We start from the raw sequence: 17,724 nt of genomic DNA on the forward strand, positions 1-17,724 counted from the left end.
GCCGAGCTGTTCCACAAGATCGTGGCCGGTGCCGGCCTGGATGCCCAGGTGGACGGCTACCTGATGCAGCGCCTGGAGGCCTCGCCGGACCACCCGACCACGCTGTGCTTCCCGGAAGGGGAATACCTCAAGGGCCTGGTGATCCTCAAGCAGGGCTGAGCCGCCTGGCCGCGCAGGGCGTCTGCGCGTTCAGAAAATGCTGACGACCTGCGCTGATTCATAGCCATGGGCTATGCAGGGCCTCAAAACTTTGCATTGGCGCCCCGCTCGGGAATGGCGCACATTGGCCTTTGCTGCGATGCGGCAGGGGCACCGCATTTGCACCCCCCTTTCACCTTGACAGGGCTTGTGCATGAACGAGGTCATTTCCGAAGCGGCGTCCGGTGGCGGGCGCCAAGGGGGCCGTTCCCCGGCCCACGAAGCGCTGGCCCAGTGGCTGGCGCTGGCCGATGTGCGGCTTGATGGCGACCGCCCCTGGGACATCCGCCTGCTGCAGCCGGGCGTGCCCGAGCGGGTGCTGGCCGGCGGCTCGCTGGCGCTGGGCGAGGCCTACATGGACGGTGCCTGGAGCTGCGAGCGTCTGGACGAGCTGTTCACCCGCCTGATCCGCGCCCGCCTGGGCGAGGGCATGCAGGGCCTGTCCATGGCCTGGCATGTGCTGCGCGCCAAGCTGCTGAACCTGCAGAACCCGCGCCGGGCCTGGCAGGTGGGGCGCGAGCACTACGACCTGGGCAATGACTTCTACGCGGCCATGCTGGATGCGCGCATGACCTACACCTGCGCATACTGGCAGACAGCGCCAGGTGGCCAGGGCGCCACCACGCTGGACCAGGCCCAGGATGCCAAGCTGGACCTGGTGTGCCGCAAGCTGGGCCTGCAGCCGGGCATGCGGGTGCTGGACATCGGCTGCGGCTGGGGCAGCTTCATGGGCTTTGCCGCCGAGCGCTATGGGGTGCGCTGTGTGGGCGTCACCATCTCCGAGCAGCAGGCCGCCCTGGGGCGCCAGCGCCTGGCGCATCTGCCGGTGGAGTTCCGCCTGCAGGACTACCGCGAGCTGGACGAGCGCTTCGACCGCGTCGTCAGCCTGGGCATGTTCGAGCATGTGGGCCACAAGAACTACCCCGACTACATGGCCGTGGCCCGGCGCTGCCTGGCCGACGATGGCCTGTTCCTGCTGCACACCATCGGCCGCAACGACACGGCCGACGGCACCGACCCGTGGATCGACCGCTATGTCTTTCCCAATGGCGAGCTGCCCAGCATCGCCCGCATCGGCCGGGCGGTGGAGCCGCACTTCGTGGTGGAAGACCTGCACAACTTCGGCGCCGACTACGACCGCACGCTGATGGCCTGGCACCGCAACTTCGAGGCCGCGTGGCCCCGCTTCGGCGCCGAACTGGGCGAGCGCTTTTACCGTCGCTGGCGCTACTACCTGCTGTGCTGCGCCGGGGCCTTCCGCGCCCGCGACATCCAGCTCTGGCAGTGGGTGCTCTCGCCCCGTGGCGTGCCGGGCGGCTACCGCCGGGTGTCCTGATCGGCGCGGGCGTCGGCCAGCGCGGCCACCGGCACCCGCGGGTCGAACTTGGCCCGCTTGAGGGCGAAGAAGCTCTTCACATTGCGCACGTTCGCATCCTGCGTGAACAGGCGCTGGGTCAGGGCCTGGAAGCCCAGCATGTCCGGCGCCCAGACGACGAGCAGGAAATCCGGACCCGGCGACACCCGCCAGCACTGCTGCACCAGCGGCTCGTCCACCGCCCGGGCCTCGAAGGCGTCCAGGTGTTCGGCGCCCTGGCGGTCCAGCACCACCTCGCACAGCACCTGCAGGCCCTGGCCGGCCAGCGGCGCGCCCAGCAGGGCGGTGAAGCGCTCGATCACCCCGGCTTCGCGCAGGCGCCGCACCCGGCGCAGCGCGGTGGCCGGCGAGACATGCGCGGCCTGCGCCAGCGCGTGGTTGGTCAGGCTGGCATCGGCCTGCAGCAGGTCCAGCAGGCGCCAGTCGATGGCATCCAGTGGGATGGAAAATTCCATGATTGATTAATTAATGAAAGAAAATTCAATACATGGGTGACTGAGAAATTTTCCTTCATTTGGTGGTGAAACAAGAAAGCATCTTTGCGTTTGACGGGCCTAGGATGCCACCCATCGACCTGCGGGTCGCCTTTCCAAGCGAGCAATTCATGTGTGGCATCGTCGGCGCCGTCAGCACGGCCAATGTGGTTCCCGTCCTGGTCCAGGGCCTGCAGCGGCTGGAATACCGGGGCTATGACTCCTGCGGCGTGGCCGTCATCCAGGACGGCGCGCTGCGCCGCAGCCGCTCCACCGCCCGCGTGGCCGAGCTGCGCGAGCACATCGAACAAGACGATGTGCAGGGCCTGATCGGCATTGCCCACACCCGCTGGGCCACCCATGGCGCGCCGGCCGTGGCCAACGCCCACCCCCACTTCTCGGGCGACAAGATCGCCCTGGTGCACAACGGCATCATCGAGAACTACGAAGAGCTGCGCACCGAGCTGAAGGCCAAGGGCTACGTCTTCGAGAGCCAGACCGACACCGAGGTCATCGCCCACCTGGTGCACCGCCTGTACGACGGCGACCTGTTCGAGGCCGTGCAGCAGACCGCCAAGCGCCTGAAAGGCGCCTACGCCATCGCCGTGTTCTGCCGCGACGAGCCGCAGCGCGTGGTGGGTGCGCGCGAAGGCTCGCCGCTCATCCTGGGCCTGGGCGGTGTGGCCGCCGGCGGTGCCAACTACCTGGCCTCGGACGCCATGGCCCTGGCCGGCGTCACCGACCAGATCGTCTACCTGGAAGACGGCGACGTGGTGGACGTGCAGCTGGGCAAGCACTGGATCGTCGCGCGCGACGCCAGCGGCGAATTCCGCCCGGTGGAGCGCGCGGTGCGCACCGTGCACGCCCACAGCGGCGCGGCCGAGCTGGGCCCCTACCGCCACTACATGCAGAAGGAAATCTTCGAGCAGCCGCGGGCCATTGCTGACACGCTCGAAGGCGTGGAGAGCATCACCCCCGAGCTGTTTGGCGACGGCGCCTACCGCGTCTTCAAAGACGTGGACCGCGTGCTCATCCTGGCCTGCGGCACCAGCTACTACGCCGGCTCGGCCGCCAAGTACTGGCTGGAGAGCATCGCCAAGATCCCCACCAGCGTCGAGATTGCCAGCGAGTACCGCTACCGTGACAGCGTGCCCGACCCGAAGACCCTGGTCGTCACCATCAGCCAGAGCGGCGAGACGGCCGACACCCTGGCCGCGCTCAAGCACGCGCGCAGCCTGGGCATGACGCACACGCTGACCATCTGCAACGTGGCCACCAGCGCCATGGTGCGCGAATGCGAGCTGGCCTACATCACCCGCGCCGGCGTGGAAGTGGGCGTGGCCAGCACCAAGGCCTTCACCACCCAGCTGGCCGGTCTGTTCCTGCTGACCCTGGCCCTGGCCCAGGTGCGCGGCCTGCTGAGCGAGGCCGACGAGGCCGCCCACCTCAAGGCCATGCGCCACCTGCCTTCCGCGCTGCAGGCCGTGCTGGCGCTGGAGCCCCAGGTGGTGGCCTGGGCCGAGGCCTTCGCCCGCAAGGAGAACGCCCTGTTCCTGGGCCGCGGCCTGCACTACCCCATCGCGCTGGAAGGGGCGCTGAAGCTCAAGGAGATCAGCTACATCCACGCCGAGGCCTACCCGGCCGGGGAACTGAAGCACGGCCCCCTGGCCCTGGTGACCGCCGAAATGCCCGTGGTGACCGTGGCCCCTCACGACGCCCTGCTGGAAAAGCTCAAGAGCAACATGCAGGAAGTGCGCGCCCGCGGCGGCCAGCTCTATGTCTTTGCCGACGCCGATAGCCGCATCGAGAGCAGCGAAGGCGTGCACGTCATCCGCATGCCCGAGCACTACGGCGCGCTCAGCCCCATCCTGCACGTGGTGCCGCTTCAGCTGCTGGCCTACCACACGGCCTGCGCACGCGGCACGGACGTGGACAAGCCGCGGAATTTGGCCAAGAGTGTGACGGTGGAGTGAGGGGGCGGGTCGCCATAGCGTCTGTTTGTTCTGACCAATTAATGTCGAAAACATGGCATTAATGTCGAAAACTCGGAAATAGAGTCAAAAACAGCAAGCGGGTCGGCTTGCAAGACTGACAGCGACTGGTCTGTCGTCGTTTGACGCGAGCGCCAAGAGGACTCGCCACACATCTTGGGCAGGGGGAAGGGCAGGGGATGGTGCGTTCCTGCCGGCGCTAGATCGTCAGCTTGAGACTGATCTCGGTCGTTCGACCATGGCGCTCCCAGTGACTGCTGCTGCCAGAAGCGATCGAACGACCTGGAACGGTCTGGCCGGCAGCCTCACTTCTTGAACCGACCGCTGGGCCTGGCGTTCGCATTTGGACTTGTTGAGTGACCGCTATCGCGTCCTGCGACAGTTGCAGATCGACCCATAGCCGTCGTTCGCGACGCTGACAACTAGACTCCTGGAGATCTGACGTTCGGCGCCGATGCAGACAAGCAGCAGTTTCGGCTGCAAAGCGGTCGACATTGCCGCGGCAGCTAGGCCAACGCCAATTCCAGGATCATCTTTAAATCGCTTGCGAGCTCAAAGCTTGCAGGGATTTCGAAATTTCCCAGGGCGTGCGCGTAGACCTTGCGCTCGTGCAGAACCTGCTTTACAGCCTTGTGCAAGCTCTTGCCGAGAACAGTTGCGACTCTTTGCCCGCCTTCGCTTTCCCACATCGCTTCGCTATCGGGACTGCCACCTGAGGGGGGATAGAGTTGACGGGTAATTAGAGTGCGCTTCTCTAAAAAAGTCTTTCTCGCGCTCTGAATTCTGGTTAATGCGGTGTTGAGCACGTCATGGGCATCGGCTAGCGAAATGCCACAGGAAGCTGCAATGTACTCTGGATTGCAGAAATAGCCCTCAACATCCACCGGTTCGGTCACCCACGTCCAGGTACGCTTGGTCGAAAACTGAGTGCTCCATTTTTTAGCCTCCACCGAAGTCATGAAGTCTCGGTCTCGATGAAGCAGGATTCGCAAGTCCAGGTCGTTCTCCTCTATCAATCCGCGAATCATTGGGTGTCTTGGCAGATTGTCGATTCCAAAGCATCGGCACAAGGAGACCTGCCGCATCAGCGAAGGCCACTGTCGAAGCAACTGCCGCACCGGTTCGGCATCCTCGTCTTCGACGAAAAATAGTACCTTCTTATCCAAACCACCCCAGCCCATGAGGTGGCGTATCTTGGACTCATCATCTGTCACGACATCGCCATCCCGCATCCAAACCAACTTTGTCGTTGGCGATGCCGCACGGACGACATGCTGGCTGTGAGTAGTCACAATAATTTGTGTCGAAAATTCCTGCGACGCGTCCTCCAGTGCCTCAATCAATCGCTCCTGTTTGTCCGGATGCAAGTGCGCGTCAGGTTCATCCACAAGCAACAGCTTGGGCCTGAAGAGCACTAGGTAGGCAAAGATTTGAACGACTTGCAGCACACCGGTCGCGAGGTCCTCCAGCGGCCGAAGGGTGCTGGGATCGGCCGCATTAGAAAAATTCGCGTTGATATGAATATCTTCACGCTCATCAAAGCCCACGGAAATCGTCACGCCGGGGTGGATCTTTTGTACCAGCTCATTCAAGCGAGCGAGCCGCTTGGCACCTTCGCCTTCCAGCTCGCCTTGCTGTCGCACTGAGATGTTGTAAATAATGTTACGGAGAACTCCGCCAGCATCGCCGCTGGCCGCATGGCGTCGCATCTGAGGTTGCGCCAAGATGGTCTCGCGCTCGGCGAGACCAGCAAGACCAGGGATGTACGCCGTGATGAAGGTAGCTCGTTGCTTAAAAGGCGTTACAGCGGCGCCTCCTTCAATGTGTGCGGATATAGCCCCCCGGTTGCGGGCGGCCCAAATCTTCACGGTGGCCGCATACTCCTCACCTTCACCGACGGTTCCTATGAAGCGTACGGAGGTATGAGTGGTGCTTCCACCCGACCCTAAATCAGCAAAGTGAGCTGTACGCAGCGGCTGGCTGGAGGGTAGATAGTCAAGTCGGTCAAATGAAATGACTTCTTTGGTATTCTTCGGCTTGATGTAGCTCGCGGCGCGAGCCGCCCAATGAGCTGCCTGCAGAACAGATGATTTTCCAGAGCCATTTGGGCCGACAAGGATAGTTACGGGGCCAAGCTGTACTGTTGTCGCGTGGATGGCTTTGAAGTCCCTAATCTCAAGAGCCGCCAGTTGCCTCCAGTCGGCTCCTTTGGCCGTTTTTGCGGGGACTGGCGCCGGACCTGTCGCCCTGCGAATGGCCTCACCGTGGATGCTTCTCGCAATCCGCTCGACGAGCCTCAAGCGCCTGCGTTGAACACAACCTATCGCACCGGCCAAAAGGGCCAGCGCTGTCCCTCTAGAAATTTTGCTGTCCAAGAGTGTCTCCCTCGCTCTTCTACGAAGGGTATATCAGGCTTCGTTATGGGCTGTTGGAAACTCGCAATACAGCGAGTGCAGCCTTTCGGAAGGCGACGGAAGCAGTCGAAGGTGCGGCCATCGTGCTGTCCGGAAGTGGCCGGATTCGGGCTCTCGCCGGGAGCGCTGCAAGCGGTCATCACTATTGATGACGATATGACTAAGGTCTGCTTCCTGCAATGGGAGCCTGTGTCAGCAGTCGGCCAGATACGGTCACCCGCGCTGGCGAAACTAAAGACCGTTCAAGGCTGGGCAGAGACATTCGGGCGCAAGGGCTGAATGTCAGCAGCTGCCGAGACCGGTCGCTCGGCAGAACATGCCTGGCACGTCCGCTTGACCCTCTAGACGAACCTTCGAGTTGCTCGGCTTGTTGCCGCCGGCCGGATGATCATCGTAGCTCGGCGCGCACTCAACTAATCTAGCCGGACGATGCACCCGTCGCCCTGATTTATCCTCCGCAACGCAGCCAGCGAGTTGGACTGGGCCAACGTACATGCTACGGAGCCAAGGTGATACAAACGCAGGCAGGCAACTAAGAATAGGCTGCTGGCAGGGAGGCCGCCGATATGGGAAGCCAAGAGGAAGAGGCTGAGATCGCTGCAATCACGCAGCCGACCGGCATCGCCATCGAAGTTGAGTCCGATGCCACCCTTGGCTACGCGTCCATCCAAAACTCCGTCCCAGTCATTCGCTCGCTACGACTGACAAACCATGGCACGGAAGCACTGGAGAACCTGCAGGTGCTCATCACCTGCAACCCCCGCTTTGCGCAAGGCATTAAGGTCCGGTTCGACCGCCTCGGCCCGTCCGAAACGCGACGCATCTCGCCCGTCGACCTCCATCCCGACCACGCATTCCTCGCGGACCTCCAAGAGTCGGTCAACGCCGCTGTCAAGGTCTCGGTCTTCACCGGAACCGAAGAGCTCGCCCACTCAGCACAGCCCGTAGAGGTCCTGGCCTACGACCAGTGGGCCGGCACGCGCGCGCTGCCCGAGCTCTTGGCTGCGTTTTGCATGCCCAACAACCCGGCGGTGGATGTTCTCATCGCAGCGGCGTCCAAGCTGTTGCGTTCGGAGCACCCCGAGCTGTCGATGGACGGCTACCAGTCGAAGAGCCGTGACGTCGTATGGAAGCAGGTCTCAGCTCTCTACAGCACGATTTGCGCGCACTCTCTCCAGTACGCAGAGCCTCCCGCCTCCTTCGGCACGGACGGCCAGAAGATTCGTACGCCCGAACGTGTCTTGGAGACGCGCGTGGCCACCTGCCTGGACCTGGCCATGCTCTTCGCCTCGTGCTTGGAGCAGGCGGGACTTCGCGCCGTGGTCTTGATGAAGGAAGGCCATGCGTGGGTCGGCGTATGGCTTCACTCGGCGTGTTTTCCTGACCCGCTGACGGATGACGTTCAGGCAGTCCGCAAGCGAGTGGACAGCGGTGAATTCCTGACCTTCGAGACGACTGGCGTGGCTCAACACCACAGTCGCCGGCCATCGCTGCGCATTGCCTTGGAGCAAGGCCACGCGCACTTGCTGGAGGAGGACTCTTTCCGCTACGCCATCGACATTCACCGCGCGCGCGAACTACAAATCAAGCCACTGCCCTCGCGCGCGACAAGGGTCAAGCGCGCGGAGGCGGATGCGGAAGAGATGCCCGTCGCGATTGAGCCGACGCCTCCCCTGCCGGCTCTGGACCCTGAGTTCCTGACTCCGCTGGACCTGCCCGCTGACGACACGCCAGAGGGCCGCCTCTCGAAGTGGAAGTCGAAGCTGTTGGACCTCACGCTTCGGAATCGCCTGCTCAACTTCAAGCCCACCAAATCAACACTGCAGTTCGTAGCCCCCGACTTGGCCGCGCTGGAAGACGCTCTGGCCGAAGGAGCTGAATTCCGAATTCGTCCTCTGCCCCCCATCATGGAAGGCAAGGACCCACGCATGGCGCAGGTCCACACGGACCGCGGCGGACGAGCCCCTCTATACGATATGGCCCTGGAGGCGCTAGCGCAGAAAGAACTCTTGGCGAAAGTGCCCCAGGAGGCGCTTGACGGCAACCTGCTGACCATCTTCAGTGCGGCCAGAAATGGCCTGGAAGAAGGCGGGGCGAACACGCTCTACCTTGCCATCGGATTGCTGCGCTGGACCGAGGCTGAGAGGGCCGAGGCCGTCCATTTGGCACCGATTTTGTTGGTTCCTGTCTCGCTGCAACGGACGTCGGTTCGCAGTGGTTTCCGCCTCACCCGCCACGACGACGAAGCCATCGTCAATCCGACGCTGCTTCAGTTGCTCAAGACCAGCTTCGAACTTCGCGTTGCGGGGCTCGACGCCATCCCGACCGATGACAAGGGCATCGACGTCAACAAGGTGCTTCAGGCGTTTCGGCTAGCCGTCCGCGAGATAGCGAAGTGGGAAGTGAAGGAGGAAGCGCACCTCGGCATCTTCTCGTTCACGAAGTATCTGATGTGGAAAGACCTTCAAGACCGCACTGAGCAACTGAAAGGTAACCGCGTCGTCAAGCACCTCATCGACAACCCGGGTCAGGCATTCGCTAGAGAGGGCAAGGACGGTGACTTTGATCGCCTGGACGACTCGCATCGCCCTCAGGACATCCTGGCGCCGCTCCTATCCGACTCCTCGCAACTTAAGGCCATCTGTGTCGTCGACGCTGGGCGTGACCTCGTCCTTGAGGGTCCTCCAGGTACCGGCAAGAGCCAGACCATTACGAACCTGATTGCGCACACTCTTGCTCAAGGCAAGACCGTGCTCTTCGTGTCGGAGAAGCTCGCCGCTCTGGAGGTCGTCAATCGTCGCCTTGTCAGCATCGGCTTGGGGCCGTTCTGTCTGGAGCTGCACTCTTCGAAAGCCAAGAAGGCCGACGTCGTACAGCAGTTGTGAAAGTCCCTTGACATCGCTGCTCAGCGCACCGCGCAGGACTGGGAGCGAGAGGCCGAGCGGCTGGCCGGACTCCGCCAAGAGCTCAATGCGCTCGTTGGCTCACTGCACCGCTCACATCCGAGCGGCCTCACCGTCTACGAAGCCATCGGCACTTGCATCGAGCACTCGGGGCGCGAGCCGTCGCCCATGCCGTGGGCCGATGCGCTCACCCACTCCGAGGTGGAACTCGAAAATCTGCGCGAGACCTCGCGCCGGATGTCTGCGCTCGGCGGCTCGCTCGGAGCGCTTCAAGGACACCCGTTGTCGCTTATCGGCAAGGGTGACTGGTTGCCGACCTGGCAGGATGAGTTGCTGGCCGAGGCCCAGGCCCTTGGTGTTGCCATCGGCGTGCTTCGCGAGCAAGCACAGCTTGTCGGCAAGCTGCTCGACTACCCCGCTGCTGGCTTGAGCCTCGACGCCTACGCCTCGATTGACCAACTGGCAGACGTACTGCTGGCTGCTCCCAAGGTGCCGATGGGGCTGGCCCGCCAGGCGCACGATGCGAACGTCCGTGCTCGTGTCCACTCGCTGGTGAAGCACGGCAAGTTGAGGTCGGCACACTGGGACATGGTCGGCCCAGGCTGGAAGCATGACTTGGCCAAGCTCAACGGAACGGAGCTCAAGGCCGAGTGGTCACGTGCGGTGACCACGTGGTGGCCGAAATCCTTCCTTGCCAAGCGGAGTGTCAAAGGTCGCCTTGCCAGCTTCCGTGCTGACGGGAAGCCGCCAGCCGATTCGTCCATCCAGGACATGCTGACGTCGCTGGCCGACGTCAACGAAGAGGACCAGTTCCTGCGGTCCATGCACGCCGAAGCGGAGTCCCTGCTGCAGGATAGCTACGCCGGAATCCGAACGAACTGGACCGGTCTTGCTGAGCATGAACAGTGGGCAGCGCGATTCGCAGAGTCCGTCACCGTTGTCGCAGGCACGGACGCAGAGCGCGCCGCGGCCCTGCGTGTTCGTCTCCAGCCCCTTGTGGTCGAGAACAGGGCTCTGCTGGCACCAAGCGGTCAGGTAGGTCGTGCACTGTTGGGCTACCGAGATGCTTGGCGCGCTGTTAGGCAGAAGCTCGACGCCATCGATTCGGCTGCGCGGCCCATCGCACCACTGGCTGGCCCGCCGGGGTCGGATGGTGCGCTGGAACGCGTTCAAGGTATTGTCGCGGGCTGGCAAGGTGCTCAGCGACTGCTGAAACCGTGGTGCCTCTGGCGCAGTGTCCGCGACCAGGCAATTGGGCAAGGCATGCAAGGTCTCGTTGCGAGCCTTGAGAGCGGGTCGGTCACGCTGGCTGATGGTCCCACCCACTTCGAGTTCAGCTACCGCAGTTGGTGGGTCAAAAAGACCATCGACAACGACCCCATCCTCCGAAGCTTCTCTAGCGCAGACCATGAGCGAAAGATTCGAGAGTTCAGGCAGGCCGATGAGAGGTTCCAGAAGCTAACCGAGAAGTACATTGCTGCAAAGTTGGCGGGCAAGGTGCCAGCAGCAACTGGAGTCGTCGTTGGAGCCGATACCGAACTTGGCCGACTTCGGAGAGAGATGCAGAGGCAGCGTGGCCACTTGCCGGTACGGCAGCTGGTCCGCGGTCTGCCGACGCTGCTGCCAAAGCTCAAGCCTTGTCTGCTGATGTCGCCTCTCTCGGTAGCTCAGTACCTGGATGCCGGTCACGCGCAGTTCGACTTGGTGGTGTTCGACGAGGCGTCGCAGATTCCGGTGTGGGACGCGGTCGGCGCCATTGCCCGCGGAAAGCAGCTGACGGTCGTCGGCGACCCCAAGCAGCTGCCGCCCACGAATTTCTTCCACAAGTCCGCAGATTCGGATGGCCCCGATAGCTCCGACGAGCAAGTCGAGGACTTGGAAAGCATTCTCGACGAGTGCCTGGGCGCCGGCATGAATCACCTGAGCCTCCAGTGGCACTACCGCAGTCGCCACGAGAGCCTCATCACCTTCTCTAATGTCGCTTACTACGACTCCAAGCTCGTCACTTTCCCATCACCGGTGACTGATGACGTTGCCGTGCGGTTCGAGAGAGTTCACGGGGTCTACGACCGGGGTGCCAGCCGTACCAACCGCATCGAAGCCGAGGCTGTCGTTGCTGGTATCGAGAAGCACTACCTCGATGCCAACAGGAAGCTGCTGACGCTGGGCGTTGTCACCTTCAATCAGCCGCAGCAAGCGCTCATCGAGACTCTACTGGACGCAAGGCGCAGGTCTAACGCCACCCTGGACCGTGCCATCTCGACGAACTCGACCGAGCCTCTCTTCATCAAGAACCTGGAGAACGTCCAGGGCGATGAGCGCGATGTCATCTTCTTCTCCATCACCTTCGGGCCGGACGCCGCCGGCAAGACGACGATGAACTTCGGCCCGCTCAACGGAGAAGGCGGCCACCGTAGGCTGAACGTCGCCATCTCGCGAGCGCGGGAGGCTGTGGTCGTCTACTCGACTTTGATGCCGGAGCAAATCGACTTGGCAAAGGTTCGCGCCGCAGGCGCCCGCGACCTCAAGAACTACCTGCAGTTCGCTCTCAAGGGCCCCAGAGCGCTCGTGGAGCGAAGCTCTCCGACCGGCCTCGAACCCGATAGCCCATTCGAGGTCGCAGTCATTAGGATGCTTCGCGACCGCGGCTGGACCGTTCATCCGCAGGTTGGCTGCTCGGGATACCGTATCGACATCGGCGTCGTCGACCCCAGAGCACCCGGCCGATACCTTGTGGGCATCGAGTGCGACGGGGCTTCGTACCACTCGGGAGCCACGGCGAGAGACCGCGACCGTCTTCGACAAAGCGTCCTTGAGGGGCTGGGGTGGCGCATTCATCGAATCTGGTCAACAGACTGGTGGATGAACGCCGAGGGCGAGATTGAGCGACTGGTGACTTGGCTACACGCACTCCTTGAAGAAGAGCCGTCCGACGCGGCACCGCCCGCCGCGCGGATGGAGGAGGCGGAAGCGACGACTGAAGACTCGGAACAGGATGTGCCCCCTGAAGCCGAGGCTGCGACCATTGACAAGCTTGCCCCAGCAGATGCGCCCCACATGCGCGTCTTCGCGCCGGCAACTTTGCCGTCCGGTGACCCCGTTCAATTCTACGAGTACCGCGCCGCGGCAACTCTCACGCGGCACTTAGCTCTTGCCGTGGAAGCAGAGGGGCCTGTTCCCGAGATGGTCTTGTTCCGTCGAGTGGCCCGGGCGTGGGGTCTGGAAAGGACCGGTTCGCGGATAGTGGAACGCCTCAGGAACCTTATTCCACAGGAGCTGCAACGAACAAACGAGCCGGGCGGCACGTTCTACTGGCCGAAGAATGCACAGCCATCAACCTGGAACGACTTCCGCGTCTGTGACCACAACGACGCATCTCGTCGCACCGCCGACGAGGTGTGCCTAGAGGAACTGGGAGGCCTGGCAATGCACGTGCTGCAGCGCGCCGGCTCCTCGCCCCGTGCAGACATTGCGCGCGCAGTCTGTCGATTGATTGGCATGGCCAGAACACCAGCGGACTCCGAGGCCAGGGTAGGCGCAGCAGTAGACCGCCTCGTGGCGCTCGGCATGGCCTCGGAAGTTGAAGGGAGCGTCCGAGCTACACGCTGAGTGCGTCACAGAGCCAAGGGGTGGCACAGTCGGTCAGCGGACGTGCTGACAAGCGCGAGAACAACCAGGGAGCGACAGATGGGAGTGACCTTCTCAAAGAGCATTAGGTTCGGCGCGGTCCGATTCAACTTCTCCGGTTCGGGTATAGGCGTGTCCGCCGGGATTCCAGGACTTCGCATCGGGGCTGGCCCTCGAGGTGCGTATATCAGCGGGGGTGTTGGTGGCTTCCGCTACCGCAAGAGCTTGGGCGCAAGGAGCAGTCCGGTATCCACGGTCGGCACGCCTGCAAGGCCACCAAGCACCACACCCGCTGAAGCACCCACTCCGCAACTACATGATGGGCCTTCGCCGACAGTCGTTGGCACGGTCGAGCACAACGCCAAGGACGTGCTGGAACTAGCAGACTCCAATGGCGATGCGCTACTTCAGTCGATGAACGAACAGCGCAGCCGCCAAGCCCTCTGGCCGTTCGCAGCAGTCGGGCTCTTCGTTGCATTCCTCCTGTTTCGCAACATGGGCCAGAGCTGGCCTACGGCGGTTCATCTGGTCGTGGCCGGGCTGTTTGCAGTGATTGTGGGTTGGGTAAAGTGGAGAGACGGAGTTCAGCGGTTGACTGTGCTCTTCTTTGAACCAGATGCGAAAAGCTGCCAAGTCTTCGAGCAGCTAACAGCGTCGACCCGGACCGCGGCGGAAGCGCGCAAGCTCAGGTCGGTCGCCAATACGGCGCAGTACGCCGATACGAAGTACACCGGCGGTGCGGCACAGGGTCTCAAGTTCGAGGAGGCCAGCTTCTCAGTCGGTCAGCCTCCAGGAGTGGCCTCAAACGTCGACGTGCCTCTTCTGCGGGCCGGACGAACGCTGCTGGCCTTCTTTCCTGACCGAGTCCTAGCGTTCCAAGGTAAGTCCGTGGGCGCAATTGACTATCACCGGCTGGAAGTTGCCAGTCGCCCGAGCCAGTTCATCGAGCACGAGTCCCTACCTTCCGACGCTCGGGTCATCGAGCACACGTGGCAGTACGTGAACAAGAAAGGCGGGCCAGATAAGCGCTTTAAGAACAACAGGCAGTTGCCGGTGTGCGCCTACAACGCACTCCACCTTTCCACGCCTGACGGCCTTGACCTCCGGTTCATGGCGTCTAAGGAAGGGTGCTTCGACGCGTTCGCGCAGACAGTCAAGGCGATTCATAGGCAACGATGAAGCTGTACCTCCGGAGTCGGGTAGTGTGCGGGTTGGTACTTCTAGTTCGCGCCGCAAGGCAGCGGTCGTTGAGAGTTTGGCCGGGCGCGAGAGGTCGCGTGACTACTTCACCTCGGACGGCGGCCTTTCAACCTTCCACCGGTCGCCGGGCCAAAAAGGTTGCTTGGCACCAGAAGGCGCGAGTAGAGCCGCTGGCGACAAGAGACTGCAACCGTTGCATAGCCGCCTGTCCAGTGCCGACAGGCGCCTTCAGACTGTTCTCGGACTTTCGCGGGCCGCAGCCTGAGCGGCCGGTGTGACGAAGACCAGACCTTCAACCTAGGCGCGATCCGGGAACTCGGGGATCTACTCGTCGCACGCTCTTGGCACTACACGCGAGCAGCCGGCGCCTCAACCCGAACTGTCCAACCTATTGGACATTCCACGGGTCGCCGAGGCGCCGCGAGCCGACTGTCCAACCTATTGGTGCAGCGCCTTAGACGCGCTTCTCGGACGGTGCCGAGCTTGGCAGACTTCGGTCACTCCAACACGTAGCCACCGCAGGGTGGAGGACGAATGAGCAACGAACGCGACGCCTTCGCCCCCGGCCAGGCCGGTCAGGGCATCTCTCAGACCCAGTACAACCTCTTCGGCACGAATGGCGGCACCGGCCTTGCCTTCGAGGACGTCAACGTGCTGGCGGACCGCATGGTCACGCGCGCGGGCGAGCTGACGCTCTACCAAGCGGCCGCCAAAGAGGAATCGGCCCCGCCTGCCGCTCGCAAGAAGGCGTGAAGCCGGGAGTCCGAGCCATGGTCAACCAGTCCCCGCTCGAGCAGCTCGCGGCGTTCGCCATCTGTTTCGTCGCCGGCGCCGCTAGCGTCGTCGCTCTCGCCTTTTACACTCGAGTCATCCGATCCGGCAAGGCGAGAACGTGACGACGCCCAAGAAGCAAAAAACAGCCCGGAGCAAGGACTCCCCGCCCTGCGCTGCGCAGGACCACGCAGTGGTGCAGATCAAGACGGCGCTGCGGCGGATCACGACGTATGGCGGCGACAGCCGCGACGGCGAGCCGACCCGCAGGACGCAGGCATCGCTGTCGCGACATTCCAATGTCAAGCGCGCGACGCTGTCCACTTACATGACGCCCGTGGAGAGCGACGAAGGCCGCAACCCTGGGCTGGAGAACCTATGTCGTCTCGCCCAGGCGCTGGGCCTGCCGCCGGCGCTGCTGCTAATGACCGCCGACGACTGGAGCCGGCTGCTGGCCGGCGTGCAGACCTACATCGACGTGATATCAGGCGCCGGCGGCGAGACCCTGCTCGCCTTTGAGCGCGAGACCGTCGGCAACACCGAGTACCGCGGCTACACGCGCGACCTGGTCCGCGACGCGACGCGGATGGCCACCATGATGTTCGGCCACGGCCCCGCCACGGAGCACGCGTCCAGCATCGCCGCCAACAGCCTAGCCATGCCGCTGTCGCAGCTCGATCCGAGCGTGCGTGGCCTCGCTATGGCCATCGCGGTCCACTTCGGCACCTCCGCGAACAAGTCCGACTTCATGGGCGAGCAGGTCCGGCAAGACGCAGAACACGGAGCTGGCTGATGTCCAACCCAATCGATCACAACGTTCACGACTACTCCCCGCTGCTACGGAAGCCTCACAGCCTCGAAGCGCTGCTCACAGCGGCCCACCCCATCGACCTCGCCGTGCTGAGCGACTACCTCACCGACGAGGGCAAGGGCCGACTCGTGCTCGACTCGGGCGTCACCACGCTGCTGAACCGATCCAAATCCAGCGGCCACTTCGACGCCGCCGCCCGCGCCGCCATCGAGCGCGAGCTGCTGCTGTTCGGCGGCAACTCGGTCGCCAACGTGTTTCGCCGCCTCGTTTCCGGAGGCGCGCGCAACAGTGGCGGCATCTGCTATGAAGAGCTTGTGCGCGACGTCGCCGGGAAGCTCGGCGCCCCGACGCCCGGTGCCACGAACGTGCTTGGCCTGGAACGGCGAATACTCGAACGGCTCCTGCAGCAGGCTTTGGACAAGGCGGCAGCCGTCCAGCGCAGCGAGGTCCTCGCCGGCTTGTCCGGCTGGAAGAGCTCGCCCGCCCCGGTGCCAGAGTCCATCGACGATCGTCCCGACCTCTGGGCCGCCATCGGCGCGGTGGTCGCCGCGGGCACGGGTGAGCAGCTTCTCCAGCGCAGCGTCGTCGGCGACGTCGCGGGCGCTGGCGCGTTCACGGCCGGCGCTGCGGCCGCCCTGCGCGGTGTGGCAGGCACGCTGGCCAGCGGCGGGGCCTACGGCGCGGCGGCGGGCTTCGCGGGTGCCCGCGCGGTGACCGCCCTGGCCGGGCCGGTCGGCCTGACCGTCGGCGGCGTCTGGACGCTGGCGTCGCTCGCCAGTCCCGCGTACCGCGTGACGGTGCCCTGCGTGATCCAGCTGGCCTTCATGCGCAGCAGCTACCTGGCACTGGCCCGTCAGCAGTCCGCCGCGCCATGACCGGTCGCCGACTCGCCCGGTTCCTGTTCGACCGCCACCCGTCCCCAGCGCCTGAGCCGACAGGCGGGACCGTGCTCCTCGTCCGCTGGGACGGCAAGCTCGGCGACGCCGTGGTGTCATCGTTCGTGTACCGCGAGCTCCGCAAGTCGAGCCGCTGGCAGGTGCTGGCGGCGACGACCCCGGAACTGGCCGGACTGCACGTGGACCACTTCCGCGCCGACCGCCTCCTGGTCACTCCCGCCCGTCCCGGATGGCTCGCGCTGTTTCAGCTGTGGCGGCGCCTGGGACATGTCGACGTCGTCGTGCACATGGGCGGCAGGTTGCCGCCGCGCGAGCTGTTCTTCCTTTGGCTGCTGCGGCCGGCGCAGGTCCACGGCATGGACGACGGCCTTCGACGGGTGCGGCCCGGACTGGCCGACGCTACCCGCGGCTCGAGCATCCAGGAGCGCTACGCCGAGGTGCTTCGCCGCATGGGGCTGCGGGACGTCGACACCTCGCCGCTGCTGCACCCGGTCTCACCGGCGCGATACGGGTCGCCATATGTCGCGTTCAACGCATACGCCAGCCGTCCCGACAAGTCGATGGGCGCCGCCAAGGCCGCTCGCACGCTGGCGTGCCTGGCCGAGGCTCTGCCCAGCACGCAGTTCCGCATCCTCGACAGCCCGGCGACGCGTGCGCAAGCGCGGGCGCTCGCGCAGGCGGTGGCGCGCGACAACGTGGGCGTCCTGGACGGACTGGAGACGGTGCAGGACGCCATCGCGGCAGTGGGCGCAGCCGACGCCGTAGTCTCGGTCGACACCGGCATCGCGCACGTGGCGGTCGCGCTCGGCAAGCCGCTCGTCGCCATCTTTCCCTCGCTGGGCGACGCGTATGACCCCTGGCTTCCCGCGCCGTCCGCCAGCGTCACCACCGTGCGGGTCCCGCAAGACGTGGCGCACTATCGACGGACGGGCCGCAAGCACATGGACGCCTTCGACGAGAACGACATCCGGGACGGCCTGCTGCGCGTGCTGGCGCGCCCGGCCGGTAACCGCTCCGCTGTCACTGCCACCGACGTGCGCCAGCACGCCTGACGCCGCGCCGACT

General features: G+C 64.1%; 11 protein-coding genes and 1 pseudogene. 10 read left to right on the plus strand and 2 right to left on the minus strand.

What is annotated here, in order from left to right; translation table 11 throughout:
* Both I73_RS32870 and cfa read left to right on the plus strand, forming a co-directional pair.
* Positions 1–159 (plus strand): annotated as a pseudogene (locus I73_RS32870) (23S rRNA (cytosine(1962)-C(5))-methyltransferase RlmI); the annotation flags it as partial.
* A gap of 193 nt (positions 160–352) precedes the next feature.
* Positions 353–1,534, plus strand: a complete 1,182-nt coding sequence (cfa, locus tag I73_RS22315) for a cyclopropane fatty acyl phospholipid synthase (RefSeq protein ID WP_022982646.1) — start codon at positions 353–355, stop codon at positions 1,532–1,534.
* On the opposite strand, the gene I73_RS22320 is transcribed toward cfa, so the two are convergent.
* Complete coding sequence (locus I73_RS22320) at positions 1,516–2,028, minus strand: Lrp/AsnC family transcriptional regulator (RefSeq protein WP_022982647.1); 513 nt, start codon at positions 2,026–2,028, stop codon at positions 1,516–1,518. The two genes, cfa and I73_RS22320, sit on opposite strands and share 19 nt — an antisense overlap.
* A gap of 149 nt (positions 2,029–2,177) precedes the next feature.
* Here I73_RS22320 and glmS point away from each other — a divergent pair, with 149 nt between their 5' ends.
* Positions 2,178–4,019, plus strand: a complete 1,842-nt coding sequence (gene glmS / locus I73_RS22325) for a glutamine--fructose-6-phosphate transaminase (isomerizing) (RefSeq protein WP_026097082.1) — start codon at positions 2,178–2,180, stop codon at positions 4,017–4,019.
* A gap of 524 nt (positions 4,020–4,543) precedes the next feature.
* Here the strand turns inward: glmS and I73_RS22330 are convergent.
* The gene (locus I73_RS22330; RefSeq protein WP_199899082.1) at positions 4,544–6,412 is read right to left on the minus strand and encodes an ATP-dependent endonuclease; all 1,869 of its coding nucleotides are present in this window, start codon (positions 6,410–6,412) and stop codon (positions 4,544–4,546) included.
* A gap of 605 nt (positions 6,413–7,017) precedes the next feature.
* Between I73_RS22330 and I73_RS34265 the strand changes: the two genes are divergently transcribed.
* The 7 genes from I73_RS34265 (at position 7,018) to I73_RS29885 (ending at position 17,711) form a co-directional block, all read left to right on the plus strand.
* Positions 7,018–9,336, plus strand: coding sequence for a DUF4011 domain-containing protein (locus tag I73_RS34265; RefSeq protein ID WP_234409585.1), 2,319 nt, complete (start codon positions 7,018–7,020; stop codon positions 9,334–9,336).
* 186 nt (positions 9,337–9,522) lie between these two features.
* Positions 9,523–12,963, plus strand: coding sequence for a DUF3320 domain-containing protein (locus tag I73_RS34270; protein WP_234409586.1), 3,441 nt, complete (start codon positions 9,523–9,525; stop codon positions 12,961–12,963).
* A 78-nt stretch (positions 12,964–13,041) separates the two neighbouring features.
* The gene (locus I73_RS22340) at positions 13,042–14,160 is read left to right on the plus strand and encodes a DUF4236 domain-containing protein (RefSeq protein WP_083876993.1); all 1,119 of its coding nucleotides are present in this window, start codon (positions 13,042–13,044) and stop codon (positions 14,158–14,160) included.
* Positions 14,161–14,715: 555 nt separating this feature from the next.
* Positions 14,716–14,934 carry a hypothetical protein gene (locus I73_RS22345; protein WP_022982651.1) on the plus strand — a complete coding sequence of 73 codons (219 nt, stop codon included), beginning with the start codon at positions 14,716–14,718 and terminating at the stop codon, positions 14,932–14,934.
* Between the two features lie 139 nt (positions 14,935–15,073).
* Positions 15,074–15,745, plus strand: a complete 672-nt coding sequence (locus I73_RS31145) for a hypothetical protein (RefSeq protein ID WP_159105920.1) — start codon at positions 15,074–15,076, stop codon at positions 15,743–15,745.
* Positions 15,745–16,638 carry a hypothetical protein gene (locus tag I73_RS33370; RefSeq protein ID WP_022982654.1) on the plus strand — a complete coding sequence of 298 codons (894 nt, stop codon included), beginning with the start codon at positions 15,745–15,747 and terminating at the stop codon, positions 16,636–16,638. Before I73_RS31145 ends, I73_RS33370 begins: the two co-directional genes overlap by 1 nt.
* A gap of 71 nt (positions 16,639–16,709) precedes the next feature.
* The gene (locus I73_RS29885) at positions 16,710–17,711 is read left to right on the plus strand and encodes a glycosyltransferase family 9 protein (RefSeq protein ID WP_159105921.1); all 1,002 of its coding nucleotides are present in this window, start codon (positions 16,710–16,712) and stop codon (positions 17,709–17,711) included.
* The last annotated feature ends 13 nt before the right edge of the window (positions 17,712–17,724 follow it).

Origin of the sequence: Ideonella sp. B508-1 (assembly GCF_000333615.1) — a bacterium.
Lineage (GTDB): Bacteria > Pseudomonadota > Gammaproteobacteria > Burkholderiales > Burkholderiaceae_C > Ideonella.

Coding starts and splice junctions, on each gene's coding strand:
- cfa (WP_022982646.1), top strand. CDS start 353: ATGAACGAGGTCATTTCCGAAGCGGCGTCCGGTGGCGGGCGCCAAGGG.
- I73_RS22320 (WP_022982647.1), bottom strand. CDS start 2,028: ATGGAATTTTCCATCCCACTGGATGCCATCGACTGGCGCCTGCTGGAC.
- glmS (WP_026097082.1), top strand. CDS start 2,178: ATGTGTGGCATCGTCGGCGCCGTCAGCACGGCCAATGTGGTTCCCGTC.
- I73_RS34265 (WP_234409585.1), top strand. CDS start 7,018: ATGGGAAGCCAAGAGGAAGAGGCTGAGATCGCTGCAATCACGCAGCCG.
- I73_RS34270 (WP_234409586.1), top strand. CDS start 9,523: ATGCCGTGGGCCGATGCGCTCACCCACTCCGAGGTGGAACTCGAAAAT.
- I73_RS22340 (WP_083876993.1), top strand. CDS start 13,042: ATGGGAGTGACCTTCTCAAAGAGCATTAGGTTCGGCGCGGTCCGATTC.
- I73_RS22345 (WP_022982651.1), top strand. CDS start 14,716: ATGAGCAACGAACGCGACGCCTTCGCCCCCGGCCAGGCCGGTCAGGGC.
- I73_RS33370 (WP_022982654.1), top strand. CDS start 15,745: ATGTCCAACCCAATCGATCACAACGTTCACGACTACTCCCCGCTGCTA.